Below are 17509 nucleotides of genomic sequence, written 5' to 3'. Positions count from 1 at the left end.
TTCAAACGCCGAACGGCGCCGGTGACACGGCGGCCAGACGATGACCGAGCGTCGGATGTGGGAAAGCGAGACGCGTCGCATGCAGTAGCAAGCGCGGTGCTGCCGCAAGGGCGTCTGCGTGGGCATAGAGATCGCAACCCAGAATCGGGTGCCCGATCTCACGACAGTGAATGCGTAATTGGTGCGAGCGACCGGTGACGGGGTTCAGTCGAAGCAATGTGCGATCTGTGCCGCGTTTGAGCACCGTATACCGTGTGATTGCAGATTTACCCGTGTCATGACAGATTTTTTGCAACGGCCGACGATGCCAATCGGCAATAATGGGCAGGTCGATCGTCCCTGAGTCATGAGCTAAGACGCCCCAAACGACCGCGAGATACTCCTTTTCCACCCGACGTTCCTGAAACAACCGGCCCAGTGCCGAGAGCGCGCTTCGGCGCGTGGGTACGACCATTAAACCGGAGGTATCGAGGTCGAGTCGATGTACCGCCGCCACATCGGGGAAGCGTGGCATCAGCCGGGTCATCAGGCTGTCCCGGTTCAGTGGATGCCGCCCTGGAACACTGAGCAGCAAAGTAGGCTTCTCGACAATGAGCAAGTCATTGTCCTGATACAGCAGTCGTATCGGCTCCCGGGTGTGGGGAACCAGGTAGGGAGGACTATCCGGCGTGGCCGGATCGGTGATCATCGGCCTTCAAGTGCCTGTAGATAAAGTTGGATCGCGCGTTCAATACCGTATTGCAACGCATCGACGGTAAACGCGTGGCCAATACTTACCTCGAGACACTCGGGGATGTCAAAGTCGGGGAGATTGCTCAGGTTCAGGTCGTGCCCCGCGTTGACTCCCAATCCCACTTTCGCAGCCGCGCGGGCCGCCGCCTGATAGTCCGTCAGTGCCTGCAGGTAGTCACCCGCCGCGTGGGCTCGGGCGTAGCGTTCGGTGTAAAGCTCGATTCGATCGGCTCCCGCGTCGCGGGCCATTGCCATGGCTTCGGGGAGAGGATCCATAAACAGACTGACGCGGCATCCCCAGGCCTTGAGTTGTTCGATCACCGGTTGCAGGCGCTCACCATCGACCTCCAGGTCGAACCCGTGATCTGACGTCAGTTGGGCATCGCCGTCGGGGACCAGCGTCGCCTGTGCAGGCCGCACTTCCTCCACCAGCGCCATAAATCCTGGATAGTCACTGACACCGGCACGATCACTGGATCGGGGTGGTGCGAATGGATTGCCCTCAATATTGAGTTCCACGTCAATGCCCGCCTTTAACTCTCGACAGTCGTCGGCGCGAATATGGCGTTGGTCGGGTCGCGGATGTACCGTGATGCCACCGGCGCCGGCAGCAATGCACTGCCGGGCGTGGTCGAGCACATCGGGTATGGTGGTATCGCGAGAGTTACGGATCAGCGCAATTTTGTTGAGGTTGATGGAGAGAATCGTCAATCCGATGTCACCCGAAACGCGCGCTTGATGATAATCGGCTCCAGGGGGACGTCGGAAAGCGGCCCCTTCCGGCCATCAACCTGGGTAGCCATGGCATCGCCGGTTGGGGCGGTGGCAATAAAATCGACAACGTTCAGCCCATCGACGACTTCCCCAAAGACCGTGTAACCCGCTCTTCCCGGCGCCCAATCGAGGCGCAGATTGCTGCGCTGATTGATAAAAAACTGGGCGGCTGCGCTGTCGGGGTCGCCGGTTCGAGCCATAGCCACCGTGCCCCGTATGTTGTGCAACTTGTTGATCGACTCATTGACTATAGGTTCGCCGGTGGGCTTCTCGATGAGCCGGGTGTCAAAGCCCCCGCCCTGAATCATGAAGTTGGGGATGACCCGGTGAAAAATCGTGCCGTCATAGTGACCGCTGTCGACATAGGCAAGGAAATTGGCGGTTGTTGTCGGCGATTTCTCTTCCAGTAAACGCAGGGTGATATCGCCGGAGGTGGTTTCGAGGCGCACCAGTACCGGGGCAGAGGACGGCTCGCTCTCCTGAGCCAGGGAATCTGCCGACGGCAGCGCGAACGCAACGGCGAGCAGCAGGATTACTGTGTGCAGTGGTTTCAACATGGTCTTTATTCTCCTGTCATACCCAGCCATCGTTGGATCGTCGTCGCGGCCAAAGACGGGGTGCTACCACGGCGAGAATCACGCCGAGCAGTACCGCCAGCGCTCCATCGATTAACTGATTGTTGGCGACGCGCTCCTGCAAACGCACATTTTCGAGGTGTAACAGCTCGGCCTCCGAGCGCTGTTCTTCCAGTTCGGTGGTGAGTATGCGGTTCTGACTGTCCAACTCAACCGCGGCACCAGACACCCGCTTCAGCTCGGCGAGCTCGACCTGGGTTTCTTCAAGTTGGACGCTGAGGGTGCTGATTTCACCGCCGGCTTCGGAGGCGGCGGACTTGCTGTCCTGAAGCTGCTCCCGGAGCCGATCGCGCTCGCCGCGGACACGGTCGAGTTCTGCTCGCTGATCCGCCAGCAAGAGCGCGGCAGGGGGCGCCTCCTGAAGGTATTGTGTGCGCACCCAACCGCGAGTGCCGCCCCGGGTTTCGATTTCGCTCCACACCTCATCTTCGGTGGTGCTGAACACGGTCAGTGCGGTTCCGGAAGGGATACCGCGGTGCACGATGCGATACTCGGAGCCTGCCCCGCTGCGAACCGGAACCAGTACCTTGTCGCTGACGTACTGTGTTTCCTGGGCCAGTACTCCAGAGGCCATCAGCGCAAGCAGTGCGCCCACGATTGTGGTTCTTAGCTCACCCAGTGCGTTGGTCTTGCGCATTTACCTCTCCTAATGCGGTCATTCCCCGTTTTCAGGGGCGACATTCTGTTTCAGATGGGGGCCCATCAGGGCGGCCGTTAGAATCATGAGCAGCAGCGTAAAACCGATACTCGAATAGAGCTTGTAGGATACCCAGGTGGCTTCACTGAAGGTGTAGGCCACTACAATGTTGAGTGTGCCGACCACTGTGAAGTGGGTCACCCAGAGCCAGTTGATGCGACGCCATATGGCGTCCGGTAGCTGCAACTGGGAGCCCATCAAGCGTTCGATCAGGTTCTTCTCGCCAAAAAAATGGGAGCCCGCAAAAACCAGCGCCATCGCCCAGTTGAAAACGGTGGGCTTCCACTGGATAAACAATTCATTTTTGAAGAGCAGCGTTGCTCCACCAAAGGCCAGCACGGCGATACTGGTCCAGATCAGCCGCTTTTCCAGCTTCCGGTTTATGGCGTAAATAATGGGAAGCATAGCCACAGTGCTCAGCATGAGGACCGCGGTGGCGCTGTATATGCCGTTGAACGTGTAGGTCCAATCGCCGAACAGCAGCTGCTCGCCATCCATCTGGTAGGCGATAAAGAACAGCACTATCGGTAGCATTTCGAGTAGTTGTTTCATGCTCTGCGGATATTGTGTGGGCGATGAATAGGCCCGATCAATGATAACCTAGCGGATTGGAGCGCCACAGTTTACACGTTTGGCCGTCATTCGTTTTGGGGTTATGCCGTTTGCAGGTAGATTTTCACATGCACAGCACCGCGTCCGATGGCGCCCTGCGCCCCCGGGAGTTGCTCGCTCGGCTGCGGGAGGCCGGTGTCGAGCGCTTTGCCCTGACCGATCACGACACGATAGCCGGTTTTTCTGAGCTTCGTGACGCCGGTGTCGGCGATGAATTGGTGACCGGTGTCGAGTTGTCCTGTGCCTGGTCGGGGGTGACCGTGCACGTTGTTGGGCTGGGGTTTGTCGCTGATGCGCCGCCCATGCGAACCATGCTCGAGCGACTGGGCAACGCGCGGATGGGTCGAGCCGAAAAGATCGCCGAACGCCTGGCGAAGCGAGGGATGCCCGGCGGACTTGAGGCGGCGATGCAGATCGCAGGCAGCGCCCAGATAGGCAGGCCGCATTTCGCCCGGTGGATGGTAAGCGAGGGTTACGTCGAAGATACCCGCACCGCCTTCAACAAGTACCTGGGCAGCGGCAAGTTGGGTGATGTGAAGGCCTTCTGGCCGAGACTTGGCGAGGTGGTGGCCGCCATTGTTGAATCCAATGGTATTGCCGTGCTCGCCCATCCCCTGAAGTATTCGCTGACCCGCACCAAATTACAGATGCTGTGCCGTCACTTTCGTGAGTCAGGGGGAAGGGCGATTGAGGTGATCAACGGGCGGCAAACCCAGGATGAAACCTCACGTTTGCGGAAGTTGGCCGAGGCCGAAGGGTTCCTGGTGTCGGTGGGCAGCGACTTCCATCGGGATTGGGCCTACGGCCCCGAACTGGGCGTCGATAGTGATTTCGTAAAGGGTCTGGATCCCGTCTGGGGCGGTACGTTGATTTCATGAGTCAGTTTTTTGCCATTCATCCGGAAAACCCGCAGGCACGTCTCGTCGCCCAGGCGGTCACTATCGTGAACAAAGGCGGCGTCATTGTGTACCCGACCGATTCGGCCTACGCCCTGGGGTGCCTGTTGGGTAATAAGTCGGCCCTCGAGCGCATACGTCGCATACGACAACTCGATGACAGCCACAATTTTACGCTGGTGTGCCGCGATCTGAGTGAGCTGGGTAATTACGCCCGGGTCGACAACACGGCATACCGGTTGATACGAGCCCACACGCCCGGCCCTTTTACCTTTATTCTGGAGGCGACCCGCGAGGTGCCGAAACGTTTACAGCACCCGAAACGCAAGACTATCGGGTTGCGCGTTCCGGACAACGCCATCGCCCAGGCGCTGCTGGCCGAGCTCGATGCGCCGATGATGAGCGTGACGCTGATCATGCCGGATGACGAGTATCCGCTCACCGATCCCTATGACATCCGCGATATTCTCGAGCATCATGTGGACGCGGTCATCGATGGCGGCTACTGCGGCCTTGAGCCCACCTCCGTGGTTGATATGACCTGTGATCCCCCTGAAATAACCCGTCGTGGGCTGGGTGACTGCAGCGATTTTGATGTGACCTGAGGTATACTCTCCTGGTGAACGATACTCCCGAAATCCCAACACCCGAGACCCCTGTGGTGGTCGCCCTGCAGCCTTCCCGTGCGACCTTGGCTCGCACCGACGGCCCCCAGCAGGGGGAAATGCCCTTCGCCATGGTCATGGGCGAGGCGATGACCGAGGTGCCCAGGGATCTCTATATTCCGCCCAGGGCCCTTGAGGTATTCCTCGAGGCGTTCGAGGGTCCGCTCGACCTCCTGCTGTATTTAATTCGCCGGCAGAATTTGAATATTCTCGATATTGACGTGTCTGCGATTACCGAGCAGTACATGCAGTACGTGGAGTTGATGGATGCCGTGCAGTTCGAGCTGGCCGCCGAATACCTGCTTATGGCGGCGATGCTGGCCGAGATCAAGTCGCGGATGTTACTGCCCCGTGCGGATGAGGGTGACGACGACGAAGAAGATCCCCGCGCCAACCTGATTCGCAGGCTGCAGGAATACGAGCGCTTCAAGAAAGCCGCCGAGGATATCGAAGAGTTACCCCGGGTTGAGCGCGATACCTGGGTGGCCTCGGCGGAACCGCCAGACCTCAAGCGCGATCGACCCGAGCCGGATGTCGCCCTGAAGGAATTGATGATTGCCTTCGGTGAAGTGCTGAAGCGTGCTGATATGTTTGAGAGCCATCGCATAGAGCGGGAGTCGCTGTCGACCCGGGAGCGCATGTCCGATGTCCTTGAGACCCTGCGCACCAGGAAATTTGTCCCTTTTGTGTCGTTGTTCAGTGCCGAGGAAGGGCGCCTCGGCGTTGTAGTGACGTTTCTCGCGATCATGGAACTGATCAAGGAATCGCTGGTGGAGATTGTCCAGACCGAGGGCTTCGGGCCTATCCACGTTAAGGCGAGGGCCGAGTAATGGCAGAAACAGGGCTGGTAACCATTATTGAAGGCGCCTTGATGGCGGCGGGCGAGCCGGTGAGTATGCAGCGCTTGCTGGGGCTGTTCGACGATCTTGATCGCCCTGCGAAGGAGGACGTTGTCAGCGCCCTTGAAGAGGTGGCGGTTCGCTGCGAAGACCGCGGTTTTGAGTTGGTGGAGGTGGCCAGTGGCTATCGCTTCCAGGTGCGCCAGAATCTGTCTCAGTGGGTCGGTAGACTATGGCAGGAGCGACCCCAGCGGTACTCCCGGGCATTGCTTGAGACCTTGTCGTTAATCGCCTATCGCCAACCGATTACTCGCGGTGAGATTGAAGAGATCCGTGGCGTCGCGGTCAGTTCCAATATCATCAAGACCCTGCACGAGCGTGAGTGGATCCGCGTTGTTGGCCATCGGGATGTGCCGGGTCGACCGGCAATGTATGCGACGACCAAAGCATTTCTGGATTACTTTAATCTGAAATCGCTGGAGGCACTGCCCCCGCTGGCTGAGATCAGGGATCTTGATAATCTGTCGGGAAATCTGCCACTCGAGGACCCGGGTTTGGCAGCTGCAGCCAATGATGAAAGTACCCCGGCTATCGACAGCCCAGTGACAGAGAGCGAGGTCGAAGCGACTGGGGTCAACCAGGGAGAGTATCCAGCTCCCGAGCACGCCGATGAGGCGCCCGAAGAGGAACAGTCTGGTGAAGAACAACCGCAAGACAAGCAGGCCGGCCACGCCGACCACTGACGTCGCGCCTGCCAAGGGCGACAAGGTTCAAAAAGTTCTGGCCCGGCTCGGTGTGGGTTCGCGCCGCGAGATGGAACGCTGGATTGAGCAGGGTCGTATTGAGATCGACGGCAGGGTCGCCACACTCGGAGATCGGATTTACCCGGATCAGCGTTTAAAGGTCGATGGACGCCGGCTGGACCTCGAGCGTAAGGAAGAAGTGCGTTGTCTGCTCTATCACAAGCCGGTGGGTGAGGTGTGTTCCCGGAAAGATCCCGAGGGCCGGCGGACGGTGTTTGATTCCCTTCCCGCGCTGAACAACGGTCGATGGATTGTGATTGGAAGACTCGATTACACGACCTCGGGCCTGTTGTTGTTTACCACCGACGGCGAGTTGGCCAATGGGCTGATGCATCCCTCCAGTGAAATTGATCGGGAATATCTGGTACGTGTTATGGGCGAGGTGGACGACGCCATGCTCGACCGACTGCGTCAGGGTGTTCTGCTCGACGACGGTCCGGCGCGGTTTACCGATATTCAGGAAGGCGGCGGTGATGGCATCAATCGCTGGTTCTACGTGGTGCTCATGGAAGGGCGTAACCGGGAGGTTCGCCGCCTGTGGGAATCCCAGGGTTTGACGGTCTCTCGGCTGAAGCGGGTGCGATTCGGTGAGGTGTTTATTCCCTCCAAGCTGAAAAAGGGCCAGTGGATGGAGTTGCCCGAAAAAGATGTCGAGGTGCTCTATCAAATGGCGAAGCTGCCCGCCAAGCCGGTGGTTCCCCTCACCGCTCGCGAGCAGGAGAAACAGGAGCGGCTGACCAAGAAAAGCGGGCGCAGAATTCAACGGCCCGGTAAGGGCGGTAAACCCTGGCGGGTTCGCAAGAAGTAGCGGGACGCTGGCCGGCCCGGAGTCGAAGCGACACGCTATTGCGCGGACAGGGCCTGTCCGTTGACAGCTGCGCTCGCATCGCTCATCAAATAAATCCATCCCCGCATTAGCGTCTCGGGGTCAGGATTGTTTGTCGGCGGTTCGGCGGGATAAGCGGTTCGACGCATGGCGGTGTTAACGGCCCCGGGATTTAACGAGTTAAAGCGAATTCGAGAGGTGTCTCCCATTTCATCGGCCCAGACCTGCATCATGCCCTCCACAGCAAATTTTGATACGGCGTAGGCGCCCCAGAACGCGCGCCCTTTGCGCCCGACACCCGAGCTGGTCATCACCACCGATGCGCTTGGTGCCTGTTCAAGCAGGGGAAACAGGACCTGAGTGAGCATTTGTGTGGCGTTTACATTGGCCTGCATGACCTGGTGCCACAGTTGCAGGCTGGTTTGCGCCATTGAGCGCCGATCGCCGAGCAGCCCCGCGTTGTGTAACAGGCCATCGAGCTTGTCAAAGGTGCCCGACAGCTGTTGTGCCAGCTCCCGGTACTGGTCCTCATTGGCGGTCGCAAGGTCGAGGGGAATAATTCCGGGCTCGCGCAGGCCTTCGGAGATGATCGCATCGTAAACGGCCTCGAGTTTTTTCTCGGTTCGACCGAGCAGCAGTACCTCGGCGCCGTGTCGCGCATAAGCGAGGGCCGCGGCACGACCAATACCGTCGCCGGCGCCAGTAACCAGCAGTGTTTTCCCCGAGAGCTCATCGGTGCCTGGTGTGTAGTCGTCTGGAACGAAACTCATGCGATTAAATCCTCAATCATGCGGGCGAGCGCTTCACTGGACTCAACGACCGCATCGGCACCCCAGTCATGGGGATTGTCGCCGCTGTTAATATAGCCGTAAGCCGCGGCAATCGTCGGGCAGCCCGCGTTTTTCCCGGCATCAATGTCCCGGCGATGGTCACCCACATACAGCGTACCCGAAGGTGGGGTTCCCAGCAGTTTACAGCTCAGTAGCAGCGGTTCGGGATCGGGCTTGCTGCGGGTCACGTCGCCGGGGGTAACGAGCGCATGGGCCGCCGGTTCAAAAGGCATCATGGCCATCAAAGGCTCGGCGAATCGTCGATATTTGTTGGTGGCGACCCCCCAGGGTATACCCGACTTTCCAAGCGTGGCGACCAGTTCGCAGAGGCCGGGATAGGGCTTTGCCGCTAATCCCAGCGATTGGGCGTAGCGATCGAGAAACTCCTCGCGACAGTGCTCATAACGGGAGTGACCGGCATCGATATCGAACGCCATGGCAGCGAGCACCGGTGAGCCGTCAGACACACGGCGCCTGACCGTATCGTCATCGAGCGGCGGCAAGCCCTGCTCTTTGCGGATGGCGCCTACCAGCGCGATGAAGTCGTCTGCGGTGTCTACCAGTGTTCCGTCGAGATCAAAAACCACACCCTGGAGCCGTGCCGGAAGTTTCACGGTTTGATCGCTCGTACCATGTAGTTGACCGACACATCGCGCTCGACCAGTTTGTAGTGTTTGCTGATCGGGTTATAGGTGAGGCCGGTCATATCGGTGAGGGTCAGCCCTGCCTCGCGTACCCATCGGGCCAGCTCAGAGGGCTTTATAAACTTGGCGTATTCATGAGTGCCTCTGGGCAGCAGGTTGAGCACGTATTCGGCGCCGACAATGGCAAAGGCGAAGGACTTCGGATTGCGATTAATCGTCGAGAAATAGAGGTTGGCACCGGGTTTGGCGAGATCGGCGCAGGCCTGTATGACTTTGCCCGGTTCGGGCACGTGCTCGAGCATTTCAAGGCAGGTGACGACATCAAACTGCTCCGGATGCTCTTCGGCCAGAGCCTCTGCGGTGACTTGCCGATAGTCGATATCGAGTCCGCTCTCAAGCCGATGCAGTTTGGCGACTTCCAGCGGCGCCTCACCCATATCAATTCCCGTGACATCAGCCCCCCGAAAAGCCATGGCTTCGGTCAGCAATCCACCGCCACAGCCCACATCGAGGAGCGTTGTTCCCTTGACCGGTGAGCGTTGGTCGATCCAGTTGGCGCGGAGGGGGTTGATCTCGTGTAGCGGCCTGAATTCGCTGGCCGGGTCCCACCATCGGGCCGCCATGGCTTCGAACTTGGCGATTTCAGCGGGATCAACGTTGCTGTTACTCATAAACTATTCCTTGGCATGAATTAATGATGAGCCGGGTGCTCAGCGAGCTTACGCTGCCACTCTTGGGCACGTTCCAGTATGACGGTCTCGTCAAGGGAGGTGAGTACCCCTTCGCTGACGACGCGGCGTCCGTCGATCCAGCTGTTAAGCAGTTCATTACCGCTGGTGGCGTAAACGAGTTGTGAAATAACGTTGTGGATGGGCTGGGTCGCCGGACGCATCAAATCGATACCGATCAGATCAGCTCGCTTTCCCACCTCGATGCTGCCAATGTTATCGGCCATACCCAGCGCCCGGGCGCCGTTAATAGTCGCCATTTCGAGACTGTTGATCGCTGACAGCGCCGTCGATTCGCCGGTGCCAACCTTGGCAAGCAGCGCCCCGGTCTGCATTTCATTGAACATATTGAGACGGTTATTACTGGCGGCACCATCGGTACCGAGGGCCACATTGATACCGCGATCGAGAAGCCCCTGCGCCGGACAGATACCCGACGCCAGCTTCATGTTGGAGCGGGGGCAATGGATAACATGGGCACCGTATCGGGCGACGGTATCGATATCTTCACTACTGAGCTCGGTCATGTGCACGCATTGGGTTCGCGGGCCAAGAAAACCGATTCGCGCCAATTGGGCAATCGGGCGTTCGCCGATGCGGGTTATCGATTGCGCCACCTCATCGGCGGTTTCGTGGAGGTGTATTTGCAGCGGTGCATCGACCTGATCGGCCAGCATGGCGGATCGTTTGAGTGTCGCTTCGCTGACGGTGTAATTGGAGTGCGGGCCAAAGCCGATCTCGATCAGCGCACTGTTATGGAAGCGATCCCTGACAGTCAGACCTTTACTCAGGTATTCCTCGGCCTGACTGGCCCATGCGGTGGGCACATCGATAATGGGGAACATGATCTGAGCGCGCACGCCCGCGCGCTCAGCGCGCTCGGCGGTAATGTCAGGGAAAAAGTACATGTCACTAAACGTGGTCGTGCCGCCCAGCAGGAGGTCGGCAAGCGCGAGGTCCGTACCGTCTGCAACAAATGACTCGCTGACATGCGTGGTCTCTGCCGGCCAGATGTGTTCTGTGAGCCAGGTCTGCAGCGGATAATCGTCGGCGTAACCGCGCAACAGTGACATCGCCGCGTGGCCATGGCAGTTGACCAGCCCGGGGAGGAGCGCCTGCCCATCGAGCGCGACATGCTCCGTCGCGGGTAGCACCAGAGCCTCGGGGGTGGGCAGAATAGCGTCGACCCGACCATTACGCAGCACGACACTGTGTCCAGTCATTACCTCGCCGCGAGGAACAACGGGCACTATGAATTGCGGGTGAATGACAGTATCGGCGGCGGTCATGAAACCTCCTGAAAACGGCCGCGCAGTATAACGCGTTGCTCATCGAATTCGCCGAATTGAACTCCAAGTTGGTCCGGGATCTTCGCCGATCCGGGTTCCCCGGGCATGCTGGGCTGAACCCTGCGGAGTGGCGACGAATGACACGGCGGTACCGAGGCTTCACCCTGATCGAGCTCATGGTGGTTCTGGCTATAGTGAGTATTCTCTGCGCGGTCGCCTTGCCCGCTTATCAGCACTATCGGCTGCGCGGGATTGAGACTCAGGGGATGACGACGCTGCTCAGCCTGGCGACGGTCCAGGATCGCGCGAAGCTCTCCGGCGGCCGTTACCTGTCGGCCAGCGAACTGTCCCAATTGCGTCAGTTACCGGCGTCGATTGCCGATTATTATCGATTGTCGGTCTCGCTCAGCGATGGCGCGCATCGATTCCTGCTGATGCTGGAGCCCACGGACGCGGGTCAAGGTCTGCAGACCTTGAGTCTTGACAATATCGGACGTGCCGCTCCGGTGGGTGTCTGGTAACTGGAATGTTGCTCGATTTTGTATTTGCACTCGCGCTCAGTGTGATTGCCTTGCTGGGCTTGATTGAGCTGAATCGAGAGACCCTGCATCTCAATGCCGAATCGAGGTCGTTGAGCGTTGCCGGCATTACCCTCGACAGTGTCGTGGCCGAACATCGTCGCGGCAATCCCGAGGGGCGATTCGACGTCAATACGTTCCAGGCATTTCAATGCGAAGAGGGGGCTCCCGCCTCTTCGCCCGTTCGTGAGTGGTGCGACCACCTGATTACTCCGGTGCTTAGCCCACCGGTTCGGGTCTGCGCGGATACCTCAATCGCGCGCTCACGGGTGATTCTGGCGTGGAATGGTCAGCCATGCTCGGTAGACGGCCCCCACCGTGTTGTCAGGGACCTGCAGCCTTGGCTTTGACAGGCGGCCAGCAACCGCGCCGGCCTGCGACGGTGGCGAGAGCGGCGAGTGCGGCGGATGAGGCGAGAGCGCTGGGTGGCTTTACCCTGATCGAACTGCTTGTGGCGTCGGCGCTGACATTGGTATTGCTTGGATTTCTGGTCGAGATCGTCACCCAACTGATTGACGATGCGCAGGTATCATCGGACCATGCCGAAGTCATTGAGCGCGGTCAGTTTGTGGTTGCAGCGCTGCGCGGCGCGATGGCGCAGGTTCCGGTAGGCGGGCTGCGGGAGCCGGATGCCGGGGACCCACAGCAGGTTTCGGCGTTTGATGTGTGCCGTTCACCATTGGAGCGCTTGCCCGGCAGTGGTGAAGACTATGTGCGGGTGGGCAGTGCCGCCGATTTCCCTTGTCTGCCTCTTGGCAGTGTTCGGTCGCAATCCAGCGTTGTGGTGCTCGAAACCCGGATGGATTGTTTGCCATTGTGCGACACGCTGCCCAATCCGTCGTTTCTGGTTTTATCTCCGGGATGCGATCCGCTCTTTTCGGATGTGCCCCCGGAGATCAGGCTGGGCGACCCCTCGGCGCTCCCCGGTGACTGTGGCTCCGATACTCGAATACAGGTGCTGCAACGGGTGGTGTTCTATCTGCGTGACTACGCGTGGCGGCCCGGTGACGGCATTGGTGCACTGATGCAGAAGCGCCTCAAACCCACCGGGGGCATGGACTGGGCAGCAGCGGAGATGCTGGCTCCAGGTGTTGGAGCCTTTGTGGTCGAGCCCTTGTCGGGTGTTATTGCCGAGCCGTGCACCGAGGAGGATGACCCTTGTGACCCGGTGGAGGTCCCTGTGGGTTTGAGCGTTGATTTCCTGGTTCGGGGTTGGCGTCGCGATAGCACCATCAGTCCTGGCGGTGCCTATGCTGTGGGCGATGTGGTGCTGGGGCCATTTGATGATCAGCTTCCACGACAGCCATTAGCGGCGCTGATGTTAGGTGACTACCAAAGTGACCCTGACGGATAAAAGGTATTCGATGGAGATAAAGCGTCAATCCTCAAAACGCTTTCGGGCGGATAATCGGGATCTGCCCTCACGGACTATCAGGAGTGGTTGGCAGCACAAGCAATCCAAGGGGTTTATAGCCCTGGTTATGACCCTGATTCTCCTGCTACTGGCGGGTCTGACTCTTCTGCAGAGCCATACGATGGCGGCTGTGATGTGGAAGGCGCTGGTCGATTATGAGCGCCGGGAAGCGTCGCGCGATCAAGCTCAGGTAATTGAATAGACACTGAAAACCCGCAGACCTCGCGCGCGTCTAAGTTCAAGCCTCTGTCGGCGGCTCTGATCGCATTCTCCAGATCGCGCCGATCCATAGGCGTATTCGGGCCTCCCGCCACAATGTTGGGATGGCAGGTTTGAAGAATCCTCATCCGACAATGCTTGACGAAAAGCCGCCGGCTCTGGCACATTGCGCGCGTCACGCGAACGGCAACGGCTATCGGTGAGTACCCTCATCCACTGGCCTACCCCCATAACGGGATAGTTATGAGGGCTGTTTGCGGGTTCCGTCAGGTGCGCCGCTCAGGCGTTACTCGGGCTCGACACTGCGTTACCTCGCAGGGCGACCGATACACGGGTTTCGTGATCGATGTTCCGGTGTGGTTACCCCGGCGCGATCCGGCCAGTGTTTCGTGGGACGCAATGCGGTGGTCGTGCGGATCCAATCCCCACTTCTACTTGAATGATTGTTGACACCTAACGGTGGGAGTGAGCTATGGACATGTTGTCCGGCGGAGACATGCTGGTCAGGGCGCTTGAAGACGAGGGGGTCGAGTTTGTTTTCGGGTATCCCGGCGGTGCCGCCCTACATATTTACGATGCGATTTTTAAAGCGGAAAAAGTGCCGCATGTACTGGTGCGCCACGAACAGGCCGCCACCCATGCCGCGGACGGCTATGCCCGCGCGACGGGCAAAACCGGCGTCTGCCTGGTCACCTCTGGTCCGGGAGCAACCAATGCGATAACCGGTATTGCGACGGCGTATATGGATTCCATCCCGATGGTGATCCTGTCGGGCCAGGTGGCAAGCCACCTGATTGGTGAAGATGCGTTCCAGGAAACCGATATGGTCGGTATCTCGCGCCCGATTGTTAAGCACAGCTTCATGGTGCAGCGGCCCGAAGATATTCCCTCCATCGTTAAGAAGGCGTTTTACATCGCCCGGTCGGGGCGGCCGGGTCCGGTGGTGATTGATATCCCTAAAGATATGACCAACCCCGAGCACAAATTTGAATACCACTACCCGGAAACGGTGAGCATGCGCTCCTACCAACCCGCGCAGCGGGGCCATACGGGTCAGATTCGCAAGGCGGCCCGGCTATTGCTGAGCGCCAAACGCCCGGTGATTTATGCCGGTGGTGGCGTCATTCAGGGTAACGGCTCGGAGCTGTTAACCCGGCTTGCGCGGCGGTTGAATTACCCCGTGACCAACACCCTGATGGGGCTTGGTGGCTATCCGGGCACGGACCGTCAGTTCATCGGTATGCTGGGTATGCACGGCTTTTATGAAGCCAACATGTCGATGCACCACAGCGATGTGATCCTCGCGGTCGGTGCGCGCTTTGACGATCGCGTCACCAATACCGTCGATAAATTCTGTCCCGGCGCGAAGATTATTCACATCGACGTGGATCCGGCGTCTATCGCCAAGATTGTTCCCGTCGATGTACCTATCGTCGGCCCCGTCGATTCGGTACTGGCGGAGCTGGAGCAGCAGATCGAAGCACAGATCGAGGCGAGTTCGCGGCCGCTGCCCGATACGACCGCCCTCGATGCCTGGTGGGAGCAGATCGACCAGTGGCGACAGGCCCACGGCTTGTGGCACGGCAAGCGTTACCCGGACAGCGACCTGATCATGCCCCAGGAGGCGATACAGACCCTCTACGACGTCACTAACGGGGATGCCTACATTACCTCTGATGTTGGCCAGCATCAGATGTTCGCCGCCCAGTATTACCGTTACGATCTGCCGCGGCGCTGGATCAATTCGGGAGGCCTTGGCACCATGGGCTTCGGCCTGCCTTCGGCGATGGGTATCAAGCTCGCACTGCCCGACGCAGAGGTGGCCTGTGTCACAGGCGAGGGCAGTATCCAGATGAACATCCAGGAGCTCTCTACCTGCAGCCAGTACAATTTGCCGATCAAGATCATCAACCTGCGTAACAATTACCTGGGAATGGTCAAGCAGTGGCAAGACATGCAGTACGAGGGTCGCTACTCCGAGAGTCACTATGCCGCGTCCTTGCCGGACTTCGTCAAGTTGGCAGAGGCCTACGGCCATGTGGGCATTCAGGTTAAGGAGAAGAAAGATCTCGAGGGTGCCATGCGTGAGGCGTTTGCCCTGAAGGACCGCCTCGTCTTCCTCGATATTTTTATCGACCCTCACGAGCACGTGTATCCGATGTTGGTGGCGCCCAACGGTGCCATGAAGGATATGTGGCTCAGTAAGACGGAGCGAACCTGATATGCGACGTATACTTTCAGTACTGATGGAAAACGAGCCCGGTGCGCTCTCGAGGGTGGTGGGTTTGTTTTCCCAGCGTGGCTACAACATCGAGACCTTGAACGTTGCCCCGACCGATGATTATTCGCTGTCGCGGTTGACGGTCACCACCTTCAGCGACGACTTCAAGGTGGAGCAGATTACCAAGCACCTGAACAAGCTGGTCGATGTGGTCAAGGTTATCGATCTGACCGAAGGCGCACACATCGAGCGCGACCTGCTCCTGGTCAAGGTCAAGGCGGTGGGCGCCGCCCGCGATGAGGTCAAGCGAACCACTGATATTTATCGCGGATCCATTGTTGACGTGGGTCCTTCGACCTATGTCATCCAACTCACCGGTCCGACCGAGAAGCTCGATTCCTTTATGCGGGCGCTCGGTGATGCGGTCGTGATCGAAGTGGTTCGGTCCGGCGTGGCCGGCATGGCCCGGGGAGAAAAAGTGCTCTCGCCCTGAAAAAACTGCGATAAACCATAAAAAAAGGGAGCCACAGGCTCCCTTTTTTTATGGTTCTTGAAGGATGGCGCTGGCGCCGTCCTTGCTTCAGGCTTTGAGCCTGCGCATTAGTCGGCGCTGGTAATCGCCTGCATACCCGTCATGTAACCGCGCAGTGTGCGACCGACCACTTCAACGGGGTGATTGCGAATCGCGTCATTCACTTCGATCAGACGCTTGTTGTCGACACCATTGCCACCGTCGAGACCCTTGCCGATCACATCGCTACCCTGGCGCTGCATGAAGTCTTTCAGCATGGGACGTGCCGCCTGGTCAAAGAGGTAGCAGCCGTATTCCGCCGTGTCCGAGATCACGATATTCATCTCGTAAAGCTTTTTGCGTGCAATGGTATTGGCAATCAGTGGTGTCTCGTGCAGCGACTCATAATAGGCGGATTCATCAATGATGCCCGCCTCGACCATGACTTCGAACGCCAGTTCGACGCCAGCTTTGACCATGGCGACCATGAGTATGCCCTGGTCGTAGTAGGTCTGTTCGTCAATCGGCTGGTCCGTCAGTGGCTGCTTCTCGAACGGAGTTTCGTTGGTCTCGGCGCGCCACTTGAGCAGATTGGCATCGTCATTGGCCCAGTCTTCCATCATGGTGCGCGAAAAGTCGCCCGTCATGATGTCGTCCTGATGCTTCTCAAACAGCGGGCGAAGAATGGTCTTCATCTCATCGGCCAGATCGAAGGCGCGAATTTTGGCGGGGTTGCTGAGCCGGTCCATCATATTGGTCACGCCACCTTGCTTAAGACCTTCGGTGACGGTTTCCCAGCCGTACTGCACGAGCTTGGCGGCATAAGCAGGATCAATACCTTCCTCGACCATGCGGTCGAAACACAGCAGCGCACCGGACTGCAGCATGCCGCAGAGAATGGTCTGCTCGCCCATCAGGTCTGATTTCACTTCGGCGATAAAGGATGATTCCAGAACCCCGGCGCGATGTCCGCCGGTACCGGCGGCGTAGGCTTTGGCCAATTCCAGGCCATTACCATTCGGGTCGTTCTCCCGGTGCACAGCAATGAGCGTTGGTACACCAAAGCCGCGCAGGTACTCTTCCCGCACCTCGGTACCCGGACACTTTGGGGCCACCATGATCACGGTGAGGTCGTCGCGGACCTGGGTGCCTTCCTCAACAATGTTGAATCCGTGCGAATAAGACAGGCAAGCACCTTGCTTCATTAGGGGAACCACCGCCTTGACGACGCTGGTGTGCTGCTTGTCTGGCGTGAGATTAAGTACCATGTCCGCGACGGGGATGAGCTCCTCGTAAGTGCCTACCGTAAAGCCGTTCTCAGTGGCGCGCTTCCACGAGTCGCGCTGCTCGGAAATCGCTGCAGCACGCAGCGCAAACGAGACATCGAGTCCGCTATCGCGGAGGTTCAGTCCCTGGTTCAGTCCTTGAGCACCACAGCCGACGATGACAATCTTCTTGTCCTTGATCGGTTCTACACCTTCACTGAATTCTGACGGGGCCATAAAGCGACATTTGCCAAGTTCCTGAAGCTGAATGCGCAGTGGCAGAGAATTAAAATAGTTACTCACGGGAGCTCCTTGCGGTTGCAGGGGTGAT

Annotated in this window: 21 protein-coding genes; 11 read left to right on the top strand and 10 right to left on the bottom strand. The window is 58.7% G+C overall.

The annotated features are described in order from the left end of the window. Window position 1: 1 nt before the first annotated feature. Genes NOR51B_RS01195 through NOR51B_RS01175 form a run of 5 tightly spaced genes read right to left on the bottom strand, consistent with a single transcriptional unit; the run spans window position 2 to window position 3390 of the window. Entirely contained in the window at window positions 2-688 is a 687-nt protein-coding gene (locus NOR51B_RS01195; RefSeq protein ID WP_009019328.1) for an RluA family pseudouridine synthase, read from the bottom strand. Then, on the bottom strand, window positions 685-1443 hold the full coding sequence (locus NOR51B_RS01190; RefSeq protein ID WP_009018867.1) for a pyridoxine 5'-phosphate synthase: 759 nt from the start codon (window positions 1441-1443) through the stop codon (window positions 685-687). The genes NOR51B_RS01195 and NOR51B_RS01190 overlap by 4 nt, the downstream gene beginning before the upstream one ends. Continuing rightward, a complete protein-coding gene (locus NOR51B_RS01185) occupies window positions 1440-2063 on the bottom strand; it encodes a peptidylprolyl isomerase (RefSeq protein WP_009021705.1) in 624 nt (207 codons plus the stop codon). The genes NOR51B_RS01190 and NOR51B_RS01185 overlap by 4 nt, the downstream gene beginning before the upstream one ends. A gap of 16 nt (window positions 2064-2079) precedes the next feature. After that, on the bottom strand, window positions 2080-2778 hold the full coding sequence (locus tag NOR51B_RS01180; RefSeq protein WP_009018892.1) for a TIGR04211 family SH3 domain-containing protein: 699 nt from the start codon (window positions 2776-2778) through the stop codon (window positions 2080-2082). Between the two features lie 18 nt (window positions 2779-2796). Beyond that, window positions 2797-3390 carry an inner membrane-spanning protein YciB gene (locus NOR51B_RS01175; protein ID WP_009020060.1) on the bottom strand — a complete coding sequence of 198 codons (594 nt, stop codon included), beginning with the start codon at window positions 3388-3390 and terminating at the stop codon, window positions 2797-2799. 128 nt (window positions 3391-3518) lie between these two features. Between NOR51B_RS01175 and NOR51B_RS01170 the strand changes: the two genes are divergently transcribed. The 5 genes from NOR51B_RS01170 (at window position 3519) to NOR51B_RS01150 (ending at window position 7461) form a co-directional block, all read left to right on the top strand. Then, window positions 3519-4328: a PHP domain-containing protein gene (locus NOR51B_RS01170; protein WP_009021532.1), complete on the top strand. Its 810-nt coding sequence runs from the start codon at window positions 3519-3521 to the stop codon at window positions 4326-4328. Continuing rightward, window positions 4325-4951, top strand: a complete 627-nt coding sequence (locus tag NOR51B_RS01165) for an L-threonylcarbamoyladenylate synthase (RefSeq protein ID WP_009020230.1) — start codon at window positions 4325-4327, stop codon at window positions 4949-4951. Before NOR51B_RS01170 ends, NOR51B_RS01165 begins: the two co-directional genes overlap by 4 nt. A 14-nt stretch (window positions 4952-4965) precedes the next feature. Then, window positions 4966-5841, top strand: coding sequence for a segregation and condensation protein A (locus NOR51B_RS01160; protein WP_009021119.1), 876 nt, complete (start codon window positions 4966-4968; stop codon window positions 5839-5841). Then, window positions 5841-6593, top strand: coding sequence for an SMC-Scp complex subunit ScpB (gene scpB, locus NOR51B_RS01155; protein WP_009021642.1), 753 nt, complete (start codon window positions 5841-5843; stop codon window positions 6591-6593). The genes NOR51B_RS01160 and scpB overlap by 1 nt, the downstream gene beginning before the upstream one ends. 70 nt (window positions 6594-6663) lie before the next feature. Beyond that, on the top strand, window positions 6664-7461 hold the full coding sequence (locus tag NOR51B_RS01150; protein ID WP_009021212.1) for a pseudouridine synthase: 798 nt from the start codon (window positions 6664-6666) through the stop codon (window positions 7459-7461). Window positions 7462-7496: 35 nt separating this feature from the next. Here NOR51B_RS01150 and NOR51B_RS01145 read toward each other — a convergent pair whose 3' ends face one another. From NOR51B_RS01145 to NOR51B_RS01130, 4 genes are read right to left on the bottom strand one after another with little or no spacing between them, the layout of a single operon-like run. Beyond that, entirely contained in the window at window positions 7497-8249 is a 753-nt protein-coding gene (locus NOR51B_RS01145; protein ID WP_009019200.1) for a YciK family oxidoreductase, read from the bottom strand. Continuing rightward, on the bottom strand, window positions 8246-8923 hold the full coding sequence (locus NOR51B_RS01140) for an HAD family hydrolase (protein WP_009020650.1): 678 nt from the start codon (window positions 8921-8923) through the stop codon (window positions 8246-8248). The genes NOR51B_RS01145 and NOR51B_RS01140 overlap by 4 nt, the downstream gene beginning before the upstream one ends. Next, window positions 8920-9624, bottom strand: coding sequence for a bifunctional 2-polyprenyl-6-hydroxyphenol methylase/3-demethylubiquinol 3-O-methyltransferase UbiG (ubiG, locus tag NOR51B_RS01135; RefSeq protein WP_009020126.1), 705 nt, complete (start codon window positions 9622-9624; stop codon window positions 8920-8922). Before ubiG ends, NOR51B_RS01140 begins: the two co-directional genes overlap by 4 nt. A 20-nt stretch (window positions 9625-9644) precedes the next feature. Beyond that, window positions 9645-10970 carry a TRZ/ATZ family hydrolase gene (locus NOR51B_RS01130; protein WP_009018921.1) on the bottom strand — a complete coding sequence of 442 codons (1326 nt, stop codon included), beginning with the start codon at window positions 10968-10970 and terminating at the stop codon, window positions 9645-9647. A 137-nt stretch (window positions 10971-11107) separates the two neighbouring features. Between NOR51B_RS01130 and NOR51B_RS15825 the strand changes: the two genes are divergently transcribed. From NOR51B_RS15825 to ilvN, 6 genes are all read left to right on the top strand, one after another. Further along, entirely contained in the window at window positions 11108-11491 is a 384-nt protein-coding gene (locus tag NOR51B_RS15825) for a type IV pilin protein (RefSeq protein ID WP_040481506.1), read from the top strand. A 5-nt stretch (window positions 11492-11496) separates the two neighbouring features. After that, a complete protein-coding gene (locus tag NOR51B_RS01120) occupies window positions 11497-11898 on the top strand; it encodes a hypothetical protein (protein WP_009019703.1) in 402 nt (133 codons plus the stop codon). Beyond that, window positions 11889-12902 carry a PulJ/GspJ family protein gene (locus NOR51B_RS01115; RefSeq protein WP_154647570.1) on the top strand — a complete coding sequence of 338 codons (1014 nt, stop codon included), beginning with the start codon at window positions 11889-11891 and terminating at the stop codon, window positions 12900-12902. Before NOR51B_RS01120 ends, NOR51B_RS01115 begins: the two co-directional genes overlap by 10 nt. Continuing rightward, entirely contained in the window at window positions 12886-13164 is a 279-nt protein-coding gene (locus NOR51B_RS01110) for a hypothetical protein (RefSeq protein WP_154647569.1), read from the top strand. The genes NOR51B_RS01115 and NOR51B_RS01110 overlap by 17 nt, the downstream gene beginning before the upstream one ends. Before the next feature lie 489 nt (window positions 13165-13653). Continuing rightward, window positions 13654-15402 (top strand): acetolactate synthase 3 large subunit, encoded by a 1749-nt coding sequence (locus tag NOR51B_RS01105; protein WP_009020344.1) that lies wholly within the window; start codon window positions 13654-13656, stop codon window positions 15400-15402. A 1-nt stretch (window position 15403) separates the two neighbouring features. Next, window positions 15404-15895, top strand: coding sequence for an acetolactate synthase small subunit (gene ilvN / locus NOR51B_RS01100; RefSeq protein ID WP_040481505.1), 492 nt, complete (start codon window positions 15404-15406; stop codon window positions 15893-15895). A 107-nt stretch (window positions 15896-16002) separates the two neighbouring features. Here the strand turns inward: ilvN and ilvC are convergent, their stop codons facing one another. After that, window positions 16003-17481, bottom strand: coding sequence for a ketol-acid reductoisomerase (ilvC, locus tag NOR51B_RS01095; protein WP_009020240.1), 1479 nt, complete (start codon window positions 17479-17481; stop codon window positions 16003-16005). Window positions 17482-17509 lie beyond the last annotated feature (28 nt).

The sequence above is a fragment of the Luminiphilus syltensis NOR5-1B genome (genome assembly GCF_000158175.1).
Taxonomy (GTDB): domain Bacteria; phylum Pseudomonadota; class Gammaproteobacteria; order Pseudomonadales; family Halieaceae; genus Luminiphilus; species Luminiphilus syltensis.
Note: the sequence above shows the minus strand (reverse complement) of the source record. Positions and strands in the feature narration are given on the sequence as shown.

Coding starts and splice junctions, on each gene's coding strand:
- NOR51B_RS01195 (WP_009019328.1), bottom strand. CDS start 688: ATGATCACCGATCCGGCCACGCCGGATAGTCCTCCCTACCTGGTTCCC.
- NOR51B_RS01185 (WP_009021705.1), bottom strand. CDS start 2,063: ATGTTGAAACCACTGCACACAGTAATCCTGCTGCTCGCCGTTGCGTTC.
- NOR51B_RS01180 (WP_009018892.1), bottom strand. CDS start 2,778: ATGCGCAAGACCAACGCACTGGGTGAGCTAAGAACCACAATCGTGGGC.
- NOR51B_RS01175 (WP_009020060.1), bottom strand. CDS start 3,390: ATGAAACAACTACTCGAAATGCTACCGATAGTGCTGTTCTTTATCGCC.
- NOR51B_RS01170 (WP_009021532.1), top strand. CDS start 3,519: ATGCACAGCACCGCGTCCGATGGCGCCCTGCGCCCCCGGGAGTTGCTC.
- NOR51B_RS01165 (WP_009020230.1), top strand. CDS start 4,325: ATGAGTCAGTTTTTTGCCATTCATCCGGAAAACCCGCAGGCACGTCTC.
- scpB (WP_009021642.1), top strand. CDS start 5,841: ATGGCAGAAACAGGGCTGGTAACCATTATTGAAGGCGCCTTGATGGCG.
- NOR51B_RS01150 (WP_009021212.1), top strand. CDS start 6,664: ATGGAACGCTGGATTGAGCAGGGTCGTATTGAGATCGACGGCAGGGTC.
- NOR51B_RS01145 (WP_009019200.1), bottom strand. CDS start 8,249: ATGAGTTTCGTTCCAGACGACTACACACCAGGCACCGATGAGCTCTCG.
- ubiG (WP_009020126.1), bottom strand. CDS start 9,624: ATGAGTAACAGCAACGTTGATCCCGCTGAAATCGCCAAGTTCGAAGCC.
- NOR51B_RS01130 (WP_009018921.1), bottom strand. CDS start 10,970: ATGACCGCCGCCGATACTGTCATTCACCCGCAATTCATAGTGCCCGTT.
- NOR51B_RS15825 (WP_040481506.1), top strand. CDS start 11,108: ATGACACGGCGGTACCGAGGCTTCACCCTGATCGAGCTCATGGTGGTT.
- NOR51B_RS01120 (WP_009019703.1), top strand. CDS start 11,497: ATGTTGCTCGATTTTGTATTTGCACTCGCGCTCAGTGTGATTGCCTTG.
- NOR51B_RS01105 (WP_009020344.1), top strand. CDS start 13,654: ATGGACATGTTGTCCGGCGGAGACATGCTGGTCAGGGCGCTTGAAGAC.
- ilvN (WP_040481505.1), top strand. CDS start 15,404: ATGCGACGTATACTTTCAGTACTGATGGAAAACGAGCCCGGTGCGCTC.